Genomic DNA, 16,524 nt, shown 5'->3' with positions numbered 1-16,524 from the left:
TGGAACAATAATTAGGCCATGATAGGGTTTAACACTTTTAAAGCCTGCTCTACCGATTTTACCTTTTCAAAAGTAAGCAATAATCGTAAGCCATTACGCGTTTGCTTCTCTTTCATTTTACATGCCATTGGATTACTTTGAACATACTGAAGAACTTTCGTAAAGTTTTTACTTTGATAGAAACTACTTTGCTGATCGTTTATAAAATAGCCTATAAATTTACCCTGTTTCATAATGACTTTCTCGAAACCTATTTTAGCCGCAAGCCATTTAATACGCACACTATTTAATAAATCTTCAACCTGACTTGGTAACTCACCAAAACGATCGATAAGTTCATTTTCGAAAGTTTTAAGTTCCTCTTCCGTTTTTAAATTATTAAGCTGCGTGTATAAATTTAAACGTTCGGCAATATTATTTACGTAATCATCAGGGAATAACAATTCAAAATCGGAATCAATGGTAACATCTTTTACGTATTCTTTATCCGCTTCATTTTCATTATAAAGCTCCTTAAATTCAGTTTCTTTAAGTTCTTCAATGGCTTCATTTAATATCTTCTGATAGGTATCGAAACCTATTTCATTTATAAATCCACTTTGCTCTCCACCTAATAAATCACCGGCACCTCGAATTTCTAGATCTTTCATAGCAATATTAAATCCGCTACCCAGCTCAGTGAACTGTTCTAAAGCACTAATACGTTTACGAGCATCATCAGTCATAGCCGAATATTCCGGCGTAATAAAATAACAGAATGCTTTTTTATTACTTCGCCCGACACGTCCACGCATTTGATGTAGATCACTCAATCCGAAATTATTAGCATTATTAATAAAAATGGTATTGGCATTAGGTACGTCTAATCCACTTTCTACAATGGTGGTACTTACTAATACATCGAAAGCCCCATTGATAAAAGCCAACATAAGCTCTTCCAGTTTTTTACCATCCATTTGTCCATGTCCAATACCTATTTTAGCATCGGGTACCAAACGTTGAATCATGCCGGCTACTTCCTTAATGTTTTCAATCCGGTTGTGAATGAAAAATATCTGTCCGCCGCGTTCTATCTCGTAACTCACTGCATCGCGAATCGTTTCTTCATTAAATCGAATAACATGACTTTCTATCGGGTAACGATTTGGAGGAGGCGTAGTAATAACGGACAAATCTCGAGCCGCCATTAAACTAAACTGAAGTGTTCTCGGAATAGGCGTTGCCGTAAGTGTTAAAACATCGACATTCTCTTTAATCGTCTTTAATTTTTCCTTTACCGCTACACCAAATTTCTGTTCTTCATCGACAATAAGTAGTCCCAGATTCTTGAACTTAACCGTTTTATTTGCTAATTGATGGGTCCCAATGATAATATCGACATGACCATTTTCAACGCCTTCTAAGGTTTCACGTTTTTCTTTGGCCGTTCTAAATCGATTTATATAATCGACTGTTACTGGAAAATCTTTTAACCGCTGAGAAAAGGTTCGGTAATGTTGATAGGCCAAAATAGTTGTGGGCACTAAAACGGCTACCTGTTTACCATTATCTACAGCTTTAAATGCAGCACGAATAGCGACTTCTGTTTTTCCGAAACCAACATCACCACAGACCAATCGATCCATGGGACGCTCACTTTCCATATCCACTTTAATGTCAGCCGTAGCACTACTTTGGTCGGGCGTATCTTCATAAATAAACGAAGCCTCTAACTCATGCTGCATATAACTATCGGGCTTATACTGAAAGCCTTTTTCTGTTTTACGCTTCGCATAAAGTTTTATTAAATTAAAGGCTACATGCTTAACGCGAGATTTGGTTTTCTCCTTTAACGTTTTCCATGCTGTACTACCCAGCTTGTATATTTTAGGTGGTTTCCCATCTTTACCATTAAACTTAGTAATTTTATGCAGGGAGTGAATGCTTAAATACAGCACGTCTCGTTCGCCATAAATTAATTTAATAGCTTCCTGCTTCTTTCCTTCAACATCTATTTTTTGAAGACCACCAAATCGACCAATACCATGATCGATATGTGTTACATAATCACCTATATCTAAATTGGTAAGCTCCTTTAAAGAAATGGCCTGCTTCTTGGCATAGCCATTTTTAACATGAAATTTATGGTAACGCTCAAATATCTGATGATCTGTATAACACACCAACTTATTACCATGATCTACAAATCCCTGATGTAAGGATAGCACCACTGTCTGATATGGCTTCACCTCTAAATTAGAATCGTCGAAAATATCATGAAAACGCTTGGCCTGTTGTTCACTAACGCAAGCAATATAATTGGTATAACCTTTATCGAAATTGGCATTTAAATCTTCAATAAGAAGATTAAATTGTTTATTGAATGACGGTTGCGGCTTGGTATTATATTCGATAATAGTATCTGCCGAATTATTAAACACAGACGAAGTCCCGAATTCAATAATTGAAAAATCTAAAAGTTGTTTTTTCAATAATTCAGAATTACAAAATAGCTCATGCGGCTCGGCATGCTTTATATCTTCTGATAGGGTTTTAAAAGCATCTTCTGCCTTAGCATAAAAATCGTCTATTCTAGAGAAAAACAAATCGGCATTTTTAAAACAAACCACCGTTTTTTGGGCAATGTATTTTAGAAAACTTTGACGCTTTTCTTCCAACAATTTATTAGCCACATTGGGTATGATGCTAATCTTTTTTATCTGATTAATAGATAACTGAGTCTCTACATCGAAGGTTCGAATACTATCTACCTCATCACCAAAGAATTCTATCCTGTATGGTTCGTCGTTAGAAAACGAAAACACATCCACAATCCCACCACGAACCGAGAACTCTCCGGGCTCGGTAACAAAATCGACACGTTTGAACTGATATTCGAATAATACTTCGTTTACAAAATCTATAGATAAATTATCCCCATTCGAAATCTTTAAAGTATTACGTTCCAATTCTCTGCGTGTTACCACCTGCTCAAAAAGTGCATCGGGATAAGTAACAATAATGGCTGGCTTTTTTCTGGAATTTATTCGATTTAAAACTTCGGCCCGTAATAACACATTCGCGTTATCGGTTTCTTCAATTTGATAAGGTCGGCGATAACTTCCCGGGTAGAACAACACATCATTTTCGTTACAAAGTTGCTCTAAATCGTTTAAATAAAAAGCGGCTTCTTCCTTATCGTTAAACACCAATAAAAATGGGAGATCTGAAGTCTTAAAAACATGCGCTAAAACAAAAGAAAATGACGACCCTACCAAACCCCTTAAATGGATATTGGGATTTTTGTTTACATCGTTCGAAGTTTGAGTTTGGGCAATAGCATTTTGCAGATTTTGCAATTGCAAAGTCTGTGCATAGGTTTGAGATAGATTTGATTTACTCACCTAAAAAATTTTAATACTCGCAAATATAAGGCTTACTATTGTTTTATTTGTCTTCAAATTTTAGTAAATTGAAATGTAGAGCGAATTAAGATTTAAAAGAGATTTTGTAGGTTAAAAATTCTTTATAAACACTCATTTATTTCATACAATTTGACTGCTTGAAACACACATTTTATATTTTGTTTATTTAAAAAAAATTGTACATTCACAAATACAAAAATTTATACATATATGCCTTTTTCAGATTTATTTGACAGTGGATTTAAACAGCGTAATGAAAGTCATTTCGCTGCAATTGTTCGGGTTGCCATGGATGATGGTACTATTTCAGATAGCGAACGAGCGTTTCTAAATAGATTAGCACAAAATTTAAATATTGATGATGAAGATTATCAAAAAATATTGAAGGACTATGCTTCACACCCCATAAACCCTCCGGTCTCTTACGACCGCCGACTAGAACGATTATATGATTTAGTACGTATGGTTCGTATTGATCATATTTCTGGAGATGAAGAACATTCGCTACTTAAAAAAATTGCAGTAGGTTTAGGATTTCATGCCGTTAATGTAAAATACATTATTGACAAAGCAATAACACTAGTAGATAATGGAGCTGATTTAGATTTATTTATGGACCAGATAAAAAATATGAACCGATAATATTAGGTTCTTTTCAACAAAAAAGCGAACTTTAAGTTCGCTTTTTTTTATTTATGCAATTTCAACTGAATTCGTTTTCTTTGAATATCAACACTTAATACCTGCACAATAACCTGTTGATGTAAATGCACATGCTCGTTCACATCTTTCACAAAACTATCGGATAAATTAGAAACATGAATGAGTCCACTTTCTTTTATTCCAATATCCACAAAGCAACCAAAATTAGTGATATTATTTACAATCCCAGGTAACAATTGTCCTTCTCTTAAATCTGAAATGGTTTTTATATTCTGATTAAAAGTAAATACTTTGGCCTGTTCGCGAATATCCAATCCCGGTTTTTCAAGTTCCTTTATAATATCTTCTAAAGTTGGTAATCCAACCGTTTCTGTACAATACTTTTTTAGATCAATCTTTCTTAAAACCTCAGCATTACCTACCAATTCTTTTACCTGCTTACCCATACTTTTAGCCATCTTTTCTACTACGCTGTAGCTTTCTGGATGTACGGCAGAATCATCTAATGGATTGCTAGCATCCTTAATCCTTAAAAAAGCGGCACCCTGCTCAAACGCTTTATTACCTAAACGAGGAACTTTTTTAATTGCTGCTCTTGAAAGGAAAGCACCATTTTCATCACGATAGTTCACAATATTTTCAGCAAGTTTTTCGCCAATTCCAGACACGTAACCCAGTAAACTTTTACTGGCTGTATTAATATTTACGCCCACAGCATTTACACAACTTTCAACCACGCGATCAAGTTCGCTCTTCAATTTACTCTGATCGACATCATGCTGATATTGTCCTACACCAATAGATTTAGCTTCAATCTTAACTAATTCGGCCAAGGGATCCTGCAATCGTCTTCCTATAGATACCGAACCACGAACGGTTACATCATAATTTGGAAATTCTTCGCGAGCAATTTTAGATGCCGAATAAATACTGGCTCCTGCCTCACTGACCACAAAAACCTGAATTTCATTTTTAAAATGAATTTTTCTTATTAGGGATTCAGTTTCTCTAGATGCCGTACCATTACCAATAGCAATGGCTTCAATTTGATAGGCCTCGGCCAATGAACTAATTTTTTTAATAGCTCCAGTACTATCATTTTTTGGTGGATGCGGATAGATGGTTTCATTATATAAAAGTCCGCCCTGCGCATCTAAACACACCACTTTACAACCAGTTCTAAATCCAGGATCGATTGCTAAAACACGCTTCTCCCCCAAGGGTGATCCCAATAGCAATTGTTTTAAATTTTTAGCAAATACAGATATTGCCGCGTCGTCGGCTTTCTCTTTCGCAGCTTGTAAAGCTTCATTACTTAAAGAAGGCAACAACAAACGCTTATAGGCATCCTTAATAGCTTTTTCTATCTGAGCGGCGCAAGCATTATTAGAACGAATAATACGGCCTTCTATTTTAGCAAGAACACGATCATGATCGAGCTCGATTTTCACTTTTATAAACCCTTCACTTTCAGCTCTAAGAATCGCTAATAACCTATGCGATGGTATGCGATTTAATGATTCAGACCAATCGAAATAATCTTGAAATTTCTGAGCATGATCATCATCCTTTTTAGATTTATTTACTTTCGTTTCAATCAGCGCAAAACGTTCTAACTGATAACGGATATGATTTCGTATATCAGTACGTTCATTTATCCATTCGGCTATGATATGATTGGCTCCTTCTAACGCAGCCTGAACAGAATCTATTTCCCCTTTAATATATCTAAATGCAATAGACTCTATATCGTTTGCATTTTGACTCATAATAATTTTTGCCAAAGGCTCTAAACCCAACTGCCGGGCTTTATCGGCTTTGGTTTTACGGGTCTTTTTAAAAGGTAAATAAATATCCTCTAAAACGGTAATATCACTAGTATTTTCAATTTTACTCCTTAAATCAGAGCTTAACACACCTTGTTCTTCTAGAGCTTTCAGAATAGTTAACTTCCGTTTTTCAAGTGCTTCAAACTGTTCTTTATACTTGACGATATCACCAATTTGAACTTCGTCTAAATTTCCTGTGCGCTCCTTTCTATATCTAGATATAAAAGGAATGGTACAATCTTCATTAAGTAATTCAATCGTGTTTTTTATTGAAACATCTGATAATTGCGTTTTTGTCGCTATAAAATTTACAATTGCCGTCATGACATGGGTTTAATTCAAAAAAAATCTCGTTTCCAAAGTAACATTGAAAACGAGATGTAACCAAATATACATTGTTTTATTCGCCTGCTTGTTGCTTGGCTTCTTCAATCATTTTATCGTTAGGCACAATAGCTACATTAACACGCCTGTTTTTTGCTCGTCCTTCTGGTGTCGCATTATCATATTTAGGCTGAGTTTCACCAAACCAGTTTGTTGTTAGGCGCGATGAACCAATACCGCTACTTGTTAAATAATTAGTAACTGCATTTGCTCTATTTTTTGAAAGCGTCATATTATACTCTGCAGAACCTGTGCTGTCGGTATGCCCTACCACTAAAATATTAGTGTCTGGGTATTCCTTAAAAATTCCAATTAACTTGTTAAGAGTTTCTTGCGACTTGGTATTTATATTGTATTTATTGGTATCGAAATAAACACCACTGTTTTCATCGAAGGTGACTACAATACCGTTATCAACACGTTCTACTTCAGCTCCAGGAATTTCTTCTTCTATTTGTTGCGCCTGTTTATCCATTTTACTACCAATAAGAACACCTGCACCGCCTCCTATTGCTCCACCAATAACAGCTCCTAATTCTCCATTACCGCCTTTACCAACATTATTGCCTATAATGGCTCCTAATATAGCACCACCTGTAGCACCAATAACAGCTCCTTTTTGTTTATTATTTGCATTTTGAACAGCCTTACAACTAGATATACTCATGGTAAAAATAGCCGCTAAAAATAAAATGCCTATTTGTTTTATTATTTTATTAATCATCATTATTAAAGTTTTGTAAAGTTCATTGAAATTGTAAATGGCTGCCCTTCTACCATTAATGTCTGTTGCCATTGCATCGCCGTATCGGACAAAGCGGATAGCTTTAAACGAAATCCTTGATTTGTTTCCGATTTATGCTTTTCGTTCGTAGGTTTCAATAAGAAATCGTAAAGCCCAGTTTGCTGATCAATTTCCTGAATAGTGAACACAAAATGTCTTGCTCCGGTATTACAACTTGATGCATCTATATTATAAACGCCGGTATTATTGTTAGGAACAAACTGCCAATAACTCCCTTCAAAGCAATTTTTTGAAGCATCATTCAGTAAAGTAATGTTATAGTTTCCTGATCTGTCGTAAGTGATATTGGTTAAAGCCCAATTCCCTTTTATAACTTTTTTTGAAGTACGCACAGTTTTTGAAGCTCCACAAGACAAAATACTTAATGTCACCAATAGTAAAAGGATTCGTTTCATATTATTTTTTTGATTAGTATTCGTAAGTATATACGTTTTTTTACCTGAATAAAGATCATATAAATTTATTTACATGCCATCTTGATTTATACCAAATTAATGTTAATATTTCGGATTTGGAAACTTAAAAACCATCAAACTACTGTTAATAAACAGATTATTTCGAGGTTTCAAAAACCGCTAACGGTGCCATTCTCGCCTTATTAAGTGATAACACCTTATTATTTATCGCAAAATTATCAACCTTATTAAGGATATCCATGAATGCAGCTTCCACACTCATATCCGGACAAGCCATTAAAGTTGTCGCCACCTTAGAAAATAAGATTCTGTTTCCGGCACCCATTTCAAACAAACCCCTAAATGTATTACAACTACTGTTGCCATAGATCTTATTATCACTAAAATCAAAGGTCATAAATGCCCCTTTAGTAGACACATCTTTGCCATTTAATTTTACAAGTTTCCATTTTACGCCATAAAGGCTATTCATCAATTTGGTTAGCACATTTTTATTAGCCAATTCGCCTGTAATACGATTACCAGAATCATCTAAGGGCATCAATCTATTTTCTCCAACAAAATAACCTCTCTTATTCGCTTTAGATAAAAATATTTTTTGTCCCGCTTCATCCCATTTAAAAGTTCCCTTTGAAATAGCCACACTATCTTCTTTACCTTGATGTACTTCCTTTAAAACATAAGTTTCATCAGCAGATAAAGATATTTCCGTTTTAATGCCGGAACAATGAGGACAAGCTGCGGTACCAGAATAAAAACCATTCCAATCTAAAGCATTTTGACTAGTATGAGAATCTACTACTTTATAAGGTTCATTATTTACATCAGAAGGATTTTCCGATTTTGCATTTTTTGAAGCATTACAGCTCGACATTAAAATGAAGGCCATGAGCATAACTGTCATAACAATTTTCATAGGCATATTTTATTTTTTAAAGGCAAAAAGCAGGCCAATCTTATATAAAAGGGCCTACTTTTTATTTATTAAAATACTTAAATTTATTAAGCTACTTTTTTAAGTAAATCAAAGCATGGGCACTTTTTACAACGCTTGTTTTCGCCCTTTTTGAACTTTTTACAACAACTACTTTTTACTTTTGAAGCATCCACTATACCAGCTTCATGAAGTTTTTTAATTGCCTTTTTTTTCTTTTTCTTGCCCAAGAACTTGATTATAAAATTGTTTGACCGGGCAAATCTAAGTTATTTTAATTAAATCTAAATAAGATTAAATGTTAAAATTTATTCAGGAGTTTCTGCTGAAGCAGTTGTTACGGATAACTGTTGAATATCACGATCGAATAGATAAAGACCTCCTTTATCGTCGCCAATAAGATTTATTTTATCTAAAATGGTACGTGCCATAGCCTCTTCTTCAATCTGCTCGGAAACATACCACTGTAAAAAGTTATGAGTAGCATAATCTTTCTCCTGCAGGCTAATATGCACCAATTCATTAATACTATCTGACACAAACACTTCGTGATTAAAAAGTTCCTGAAACATTTCCCGAAACCCTTCGAAAGTTACATTTGGTGCCGCTAAAGCAGACACCTGAGCGTGGCCTCCACGCTCGTTTACAAACTTTACTAATTTAAGCATGTGGTCACGTTCTTCCTGAGATTGATCGTACATAAATCCAGCAACACCTTCTAAACCTTTTACTTCTGCCCAACAGGCCATTGCTAAATATATTTGAGACGATTCTGCTTCTATTTTAATTTGCTTATTAAGTGCTTCTTCTATGATTTTTGATAACATAATGATTCATTTTTACGTAAAGTTAATGAATTATCTATTTCATATAAAAAAAGAACCACATGATTATTACATGTGGTTCTAAATATATTATATAAGCCGATTCGTACTTAGCTAATCTGCAATCCATTTGGAACATTGGCATCATCTGGATTTACAAATACCAATTTACCTTCAGCACTTTCGGTCATTAATATCATCCCTTCACTTTCAACACCACGTAACTTTCTCGGAGCTAGATTCACTAATACGGTTACTTTTTTACCAACCACTTCTTCAGGTGTAAAACTTTCAGCAATACCAGAAACGATGGTTCTAGTATCAATTCCAGTATCTACCTTTAACACTAATAACTTTTTAGCTTTTGGCATTTTTTCAGCTTCTATAATGGTACCAACACGGATATCTAATTTCGTAAAATCATCAAACGTAATGGTGTCTTTCTGAGGTTCTGCAGCTTTATTAGCAGCTTCATTAGCCTTTTTACTGGCTTCCAATTTATCAAGTTGTGCTTGAATAGTAGCGTCTTCAATTTTTGTAAATAACAATTCAGCCTTACCAATTTGATGTCCTGAAGCTAATAATACTTCTTTTTGAGCGACATCATTCCAATTCAAGTCATTATTACCTGTTTTGGTATTTAGCATATGCTTTAATTTTTCTGATGAAAATGGTAAGAATGGTTCGCTTAACGTCGCCAAAGCATTGGCTATTTGTAAGGCAACATACATAATTGTTTGCGTGCGCGCTTCATCGACCTTTACAACTTTCCATGGTTCTTCATCAGCCAAGTACTTATTTCCTAGTCTGGCCAAATTCATTAATTCCTGTTGTGCTTCTCTAAAACGGTAACGCTCAATAGACGAAGAAATAACATCTGGATAGGCCTTAACCGCTGCTAATGTAGCGCTATCGACCGCAGAAAATTCACTGGCAGAAGGCACAACACCTTCATAATATTTATTAGTGAGCACCACAACTCGATTAATGAAGTTTCCAAAAATAGCTACTAACTCATTATTATTTCGTGCCTGAAAGTCCTTCCATGTAAAATCGTTATCCTTAGTTTCCGGTGCATTCGCCGTTAAAACATAACGTAAAACATCCTGTTGACCAGGGAATTCTGTTAAATACTCAGGTAACCAAACTGCCCAGTTTTTAGAAGTCGATAACTTATTGCCTTCTAAATTTAAAAACTCATTAGCAGGCACATTATCCGGCAGGATATAACTCCCCTCAGACTTTAACATGGACGGGAAAATAATACAATGAAATACAATATTATCTTTACCGATAAAGTGCACCAATTTAGTATCTTCATCTTTCCAGTATGGCTCCCAATCTTTTCCTTCACGTTCTGCCCACTCTTTGGTAGATGAGATATAACCTATAGGTGCATCAAACCATACGTAAAGTACTTTTCCTTCACCACCTTCAACCGGCACCGGAATACCCCAATCTAAATCACGAGTTACGGCACGCGGACGCAAGCCATCATCAATCCATGATTTCACTTGTCCATATACGTTCGGTTTCCAATCTTTTTTATGTCCTTCTAAAATCCATTCCTTTAAAAATGCCTCATGTTTATCTAAAGGTAAAAACCAGTGTTTTGTTTGCTTTAATGTTGGTACATTTCCTGTTAAAGCCGATTTCGGGTTTATTAAATCGGTGGCATTTAAACTGGTTCCACATTTTTCACATTGATCACCATAAGCTTCCTCATTTCCACATTTAGGACAAGTTCCTGTAACAAATCGATCTGCTAAAAATTGATTCGCCTTTTCATCGTATAACTGCTCGGTTGTTTCTTCAATAAACTCGCCTTTATCATAAAGCGTTTTAAAAAATTCTGAAGCCGTTTCATGATGAATTTTAGCCGAAGTACGGGAATAATTATCAAATGAAATACCAAAATCTTCAAATGATTTTTTTATAATGGCGTGATATTTATCTACCACATCCTGAGGTGACACGCCTTCATTCTTAGCTTTTATGGTAATAGGCACACCATGCTCATCGCTTCCACCAATAAAAACAACATCGTTACCTGTTAAACGTAAATAACGTGCATAAATATCGGCTGGCACATAAACACCTGCCAAATGACCAATATGTATTGGTCCGTTAGTATAAGGTAATGCAGAAGTAATGGTATATCTTTTTGACATTCTTGATTGTATTTTTGAAGCCACAAAAGTACACATTTTGAAAGGGATTTAGAAAAAAAATGTACATTTACATTATGTCGAAAATCTCAATAATTACTACGCTGTTTTTTGCTGTTTTTTTCTTCGGAAAATGGCATATATCAGCTCAAAATTCAACAGTAAATAAATCTAATACTTTGGTACAACCTCCATATTTAAAACCAGGCGATACGGTGGCTATTGTTGCGCCATCTGGAATATTAAAAAACAGATCTACAGAAATTGAAAAAGCAAAAGACTTACTTAAAAGTTGGGGGCTAAATTATGTTGTAGGAGATCATGTTTTCGATCATGCCAATCACTTTGCCGGAAGTGACGACGACCGCTGTGAGGACTTTCAAAAAGCTATGAATGCTCCCGAAATTAGTGCCATTTGGTGTGCCCGAGGTGGTTATGGCGCTGTACGGATTATTGACAAACTAGATTTTTCACAGTTTAATAAACATCCAAAATGGCTTATTGGATATTCTGACATTACCGCCTTACACAACGAATGGCATACGCGAGGCTATAAAAGTATTCATGCCATGATGTGTACGAGCCTGCAAGATAATAATGAAACCATTAAAGAGACCATTGCTACTTTTAAAAAAGCACTCTTTGGAGAACCTTTAGAATATAAATTAAAAGGCTCTCCTTACAACAAACTAGGCTCAGTTACAGCACCAATAGTTGGCGGTAATCTAAGTATTCTTTACAGTATGCTAGGTTCAAAATCGAGTATTGATACCTCGGGTAAAATATTATTTATTGAAGAGATTGGCGAATACAAGTACCATATAGATCGTATGCTTCAAAGTTTAAAACGCGCAGGCTATTTTGAAAACTGTGCCGGTGTTTTGGTTGGTAATATGACAAAAGTAAAGCGCAATACTACCCCTTGGGGAACTTCGGTAGAACAATTAATATTAGACGCTTTAAAAGAATATGATTTTCCAATTGCATTTAATATGCCATCTGGTCACGAAAAAGACAATAGAGCACTAATTTTGGGGCAAACCATTGATTTTAACGTAATTATTGAACAATCAACTATTTTTTTTAAAAATTATTGAAACATGTAATAGGTTAGTACTATAAATGTTGTTTAACCTAAAAATACATGTGATATGAAAAAATTTTACTTTTTAACCGTAATAGCAATGTTATTATTTTCAGTAAGTGCTAGCGCTGTAGAATTAAACCTTAATCTTAATAATCCAGACGTACGTAAATGTTTAATTGAATCTGCCGGTCAAGAAGGCTGGGAGCACTCTGCCACTTATTTAGATGCCGATAACAAAGTAGTTCTTGTATTTTCAAAAGATGGGAAAAATGTATCTTATACAGGAAACCAAAAATTCGAATGCGAAAAATAATACTTACTTATTATCTGAAAATAAAAAACCAACTAAATTTTATAAAATAGTTGGTTTTTTATTTTTAAAATCCACGTTCCTTCTGAATTTGCTCATAAGCTTCTTGTACTTGCCTGAATTTTTCTTCTGCACCTTTTCTATGAGCTTCTCCTAAATGTATTACTTTATCCGGATGGTATTTTTTTGCCATGTTTCGATAGGCTTTCTTAATCTCTTCAATAGTTGCTGTTCTATCAACTTCTAAAATTTTATAAGCATTATCTGCCGATTTATAGAACATCGCTTTTATACTTTCATAATCGTTATGGCTAATTCCTAAATAACCCGCTATGGTATAAATCTGGCGCATTTCAGATTCTGTCACGACACCATCGGCATTTGCGATCCCAAATAAAAAATGAATCAACTGCAGACGTGATGCATGCTCCATCATTTGTTTAATTTGCAAACATACCTGACGTGTTGAAATATTTTTCTGTCTATTAATTTCTTTAAACAGTCTAAAAGCATGGTTAGCCCTTTCCTTACCATACATATTTACAAACTGCATACGGACGAAATCTAACTCCCTCTGATCCTGTTTACCATCAGCTTTTATTACTATGGAAGCCAATATAAGTAAGCTAACTTCAAAATCGCCCGGTTGTGTTCGAACATTTTGAGTATACCGTCTACGTTCATTACTAATATCAGCATCTTTACCAATGGCATCTACCATACCACCTAAAGCCAGTCCTATAATAGCTCCAATGGGACCACCAAACGACCATCCCAGAGCGGCTCCAATCCATTTTGAAAAACTCATGTAAGTATAAATTCAATTTATCGTCAAACCTACATAGATTTTAGTTCTTTTAAAAGAAGAAATTCTATTAAGTAAGTTCATGCTCATCTTATTAAACAAATAAAAATGAGCTAATTTAAATATTTGTTGGTAGTAATATTCCATTTGTTACACAATTGGTATCTTTGCCACTTAAAACGTTAATAATTAAAATTTAAAAATATGTATCCAGCAGAATTAGTAAAACCAATGCGCGAAGATTTAACTAAAGTTGGTTTTGAAGAATTACATACTGCAGAGGCTGTTGAAGCAGCTTTAGCTAAAGAAGGAACCACATTAGTTGTTGTTAATTCGGTTTGTGGCTGTGCCGCTGCAAATGCACGTCCAGGTGCAAGAATGAGTTTACAGAATGCTAAAAAACCAGATCACATTGTAACGGTTTTTGCAGGAGTAGATAAGGAAGCTGTTGATGCCGCACGTGCACAAATGGTACCTTTCCCTCCAAGCTCACCAAGCATGGCTTTATTTAAAGATGGTGAATTAGTACACATGCTAGAACGTCATCATATTGAAGGGAGACCAGCTGAAATGATTGCTGAAAACCTAATGGATGCCTATAACGAGCATTGCTAAAATATAAATAACTAAATAAAAACCACGATAATATATCGTGGTTTTTTTAGTTATATACGCAACGTTTCATTACAGTATGCATCTACTTAGCAAACTATCAAAACTATGAAAAAAGCGCTTATACTACTTTTAGCAATATGTCTGGTTACACTTTCTTTTAAATGTGAAGATGACTACTCCCCAAAAAATCAAGAAGAAGACAAAAAAGCTCTAGATATTTTAAAATCTGAAATCGAAACGTTAAGCTCTCAATCCGTTTGCAACGATAATTATATGTGTAAATACATGGCGCTAGGAAGCAAACCTTGTGGCGGTCCCTGGAGCTATTTAATATATTCTACATCCATAGACACTCAAAAACTAGAAAACTTAGTTAGTCAATACAATAAAAAAGAGCAAGAATACAACGAAAATTATAAGGTAAGTTCCGATTGTGCTATGGTGTTACCACCGTCTCAAATAGATTGTGAAAATAACAGATGTATTGCTGTTTATTAACACTAAGTTTTTACTAATTTTGGCCCATGGAAAAATTAGTATCATACCCTTTATCGGCTATTTATAACCTGTGCTTTCTTTTAACACTCATTATTTTTCATCCTATTCAATGGTTCTGTTTTAATGTATTTGGGTACAGCGCGCATAAAAAAAGCGTAGATGTACTTCAATTTTGCTTAATGCGTTGCGCCAACATCTTAGGAACTCGTTTTTCATACATTAATCCATATGATATAGAAACCGGTCAACCATTAATAATTGTAGCCAATCATCAGAGTTTACACGACATTTACCCAATTACCTGGTATATGCGTAAATATCACCCTAAATTTATTAGTAAAATAGAATTAGGTAAAGGTATTCCAAGTGTATCTTATAATTTACGCCATGGCGGAGCAGCTTTAATTGATAGAAAGAACCCAAGACAATCTTTACCTGCCCTTATGAAATTTGGCGAATATATTGAAAATAACAAACGAGCAGCTGTAATTTTCCCTGAAGGAACACGCAGTAAGGATGGGAAACCTAAAAAATTTCAAACCAAAGGCTTAGAAGTTTTATTTAAAAAAATTCCTTCGGCTACCGTAGTTCCTATTACCATAAACAACTCTTGGAAAATGCTTAAATTTGGTAAGTTTCCAATGGGATTAGGCACACATATTACTTTTACTGTGCATAAGCCTTTAAAAGTTAGTACCTTTGCAGATAAGCAAGAACTTATTAATAGTATTGAAAAGACTATTACAGAAAGTATACAACACTAAACCATTTTACAGATGTCTTTAAAGAATAAGAGATTAGAAGTGATGCAGTTTTTGGAAAAAGACGTTGACGCTTTAATGGAGAAATATTTAATCCCTATTGACAGCATATGGCAACCTACCGATTTTTTACCAAATTCAGAAACTACAGACGAAGCCTTTTTTGAAGAGGTTAAAGAAATTAGAGAACTAGCTAAAGAACTTCCTTACGATTTTTGGGTAGTATTAGTAGGCGATATGATAACGGAAGAAGCCCTTCCTACTTACGAATCCTGGTTAATGGAGGTTGAAGGCGTCAACCAAGTAGATGGTGGCGGAAACGGCTGGTCGAAATGGGTGAAACAATGGACAGCCGAAGAAAACAGGCATGGCGATGTACTAAATAAATATCTATATCTGTCTGGGCGCGTAAACATGAAAGAAATTGAAATTACAACGCAACACCTTATTGCAGATGGTTTTGATATTGGCACAGACCGCGACCCGTACAAAAACTTTGTTTATACCAGTTTCCAAGAGTTAGCCACTTATATTTCGCATAATCGCGTAGCCAAAATTGCCAGAAAAAATGGAAATAAACGATTAGCTAAAATGTGTCAGATTATTTCAGGTGACGAAATGCGACACCACCATGCCTATTCGGATTTTGTAGATCGTATTTTTAAGGTCGACCCGAGCCAGATGATGATGGCGTTTCATTATATGATGAAACAAAAAATTACCATGCCAGCGCATTTCTTACGCGAATCGGGAGATAAAATTAGCACAGCTTTTGAAGAATTCTCAAATACAGCCCAGCGTATTGGAGTTTACACATCAACAGATTATGTGGACATCCTTCAAAAATTAATCGATCGTTGGGAAATTGATAAAATTACAAACCTAACTGATGAGGCTGAAAAAGCCAGAGACTACTTAATGAAATTGCCGGCAAGAATGTACAGATTAGCCGAAAGAATGAAGATTCCAGAAAACTCATATCAATTTAAGTGGGTAGAACCTGCTTTAATTAAATAATAGC

The 16,524-nt window shown here is 34.9% G+C and carries 15 protein-coding genes; 7 read left to right on the top strand and 8 right to left on the bottom strand.

The window, feature by feature from the left end; translation table 11 throughout:
- Positions 1-11 precede the first annotated feature (11 nt).
- A complete protein-coding gene (mfd, locus tag H611_RS0109830; protein ID WP_027138207.1) occupies positions 12-3,383 on the bottom strand; it encodes a transcription-repair coupling factor in 3,372 nt (1,123 codons plus the stop codon).
- A gap of 231 nt (positions 3,384-3,614) precedes the next feature.
- On the opposite strand from mfd, the gene H611_RS0109825 reads away from it, so the two are divergent.
- Positions 3,615-4,046: a tellurite resistance TerB family protein gene (locus tag H611_RS0109825; protein ID WP_027138206.1), complete on the top strand. Its 432-nt coding sequence runs from the start codon at positions 3,615-3,617 to the stop codon at positions 4,044-4,046.
- A gap of 47 nt (positions 4,047-4,093) precedes the next feature.
- On the opposite strand, the gene H611_RS0109820 is transcribed toward H611_RS0109825, so the two are convergent.
- The 6 genes from H611_RS0109820 to metG form a co-directional block, all read right to left on the bottom strand.
- The gene (locus tag H611_RS0109820; RefSeq protein WP_035483743.1) at positions 4,094-6,220 is read right to left on the bottom strand and encodes a Tex family protein; all 2,127 of its coding nucleotides are present in this window, start codon (positions 6,218-6,220) and stop codon (positions 4,094-4,096) included.
- Between the two features lie 76 nt (positions 6,221-6,296).
- Positions 6,297-7,004, bottom strand: a complete 708-nt coding sequence (locus H611_RS0109815) for an OmpA family protein (RefSeq protein WP_084158200.1) — start codon at positions 7,002-7,004, stop codon at positions 6,297-6,299.
- 5 nt (positions 7,005-7,009) lie between these two features.
- Positions 7,010-7,480, bottom strand: a complete 471-nt coding sequence (locus H611_RS0109810; protein ID WP_027138203.1) for a lipocalin family protein — start codon at positions 7,478-7,480, stop codon at positions 7,010-7,012.
- Between the two features lie 157 nt (positions 7,481-7,637).
- Positions 7,638-8,423, bottom strand: a complete 786-nt coding sequence (locus H611_RS0109805) for an META domain-containing protein (RefSeq protein ID WP_035483740.1) — start codon at positions 8,421-8,423, stop codon at positions 7,638-7,640.
- A gap of 320 nt (positions 8,424-8,743) precedes the next feature.
- Positions 8,744-9,262, bottom strand: coding sequence for a ferritin (locus H611_RS0109795; RefSeq protein WP_027138201.1), 519 nt, complete (start codon positions 9,260-9,262; stop codon positions 8,744-8,746).
- Between the two features lie 107 nt (positions 9,263-9,369).
- Positions 9,370-11,430, bottom strand: coding sequence for a methionine--tRNA ligase (gene metG / locus H611_RS0109790; protein WP_035483736.1), 2,061 nt, complete (start codon positions 11,428-11,430; stop codon positions 9,370-9,372).
- A gap of 74 nt (positions 11,431-11,504) precedes the next feature.
- Between metG and H611_RS0109785 the strand changes: the two genes are divergently transcribed.
- A complete protein-coding gene (locus H611_RS0109785) occupies positions 11,505-12,524 on the top strand; it encodes a S66 peptidase family protein (RefSeq protein ID WP_051238828.1) in 1,020 nt (339 codons plus the stop codon).
- A gap of 54 nt (positions 12,525-12,578) precedes the next feature.
- Positions 12,579-12,827, top strand: coding sequence for a hypothetical protein (locus H611_RS0109780; protein WP_027138198.1), 249 nt, complete (start codon positions 12,579-12,581; stop codon positions 12,825-12,827).
- Positions 12,828-12,891: 64 nt separating this feature from the next.
- Here H611_RS0109780 and H611_RS0109775 read toward each other — a convergent pair whose 3' ends face one another.
- Complete coding sequence (locus tag H611_RS0109775; protein ID WP_027138197.1) at positions 12,892-13,632, bottom strand: TerB family tellurite resistance protein; 741 nt, start codon at positions 13,630-13,632, stop codon at positions 12,892-12,894.
- A 201-nt stretch (positions 13,633-13,833) separates the two neighbouring features.
- Between H611_RS0109775 and H611_RS0109770 the strand changes: the two genes are divergently transcribed.
- The 4 genes from H611_RS0109770 (at position 13,834) to H611_RS0109755 (ending at position 16,520) form a co-directional block, all read left to right on the top strand.
- A complete protein-coding gene (locus H611_RS0109770) occupies positions 13,834-14,244 on the top strand; it encodes a BrxA/BrxB family bacilliredoxin (RefSeq protein WP_027138196.1) in 411 nt (136 codons plus the stop codon).
- 105 nt (positions 14,245-14,349) lie between these two features.
- Positions 14,350-14,742, top strand: a complete 393-nt coding sequence (locus H611_RS0109765; RefSeq protein ID WP_027138195.1) for a hypothetical protein — start codon at positions 14,350-14,352, stop codon at positions 14,740-14,742.
- A 26-nt stretch (positions 14,743-14,768) separates the two neighbouring features.
- Positions 14,769-15,506: a lysophospholipid acyltransferase family protein gene (locus tag H611_RS0109760; RefSeq protein WP_027138194.1), complete on the top strand. Its 738-nt coding sequence runs from the start codon at positions 14,769-14,771 to the stop codon at positions 15,504-15,506.
- A gap of 12 nt (positions 15,507-15,518) precedes the next feature.
- Positions 15,519-16,520, top strand: a complete 1,002-nt coding sequence (locus H611_RS0109755) for an acyl-ACP desaturase (protein WP_027138193.1) — start codon at positions 15,519-15,521, stop codon at positions 16,518-16,520.
- Positions 16,521-16,524 lie beyond the last annotated feature (4 nt).

Origin of the sequence: Gaetbulibacter saemankumensis DSM 17032, from assembly GCF_000425645.1 — a bacterium.
Lineage (GTDB): Bacteria > Bacteroidota > Bacteroidia > Flavobacteriales > Flavobacteriaceae > Gaetbulibacter > Gaetbulibacter saemankumensis.
This window is presented reverse-complemented; position numbering and strand designations above follow the sequence as displayed.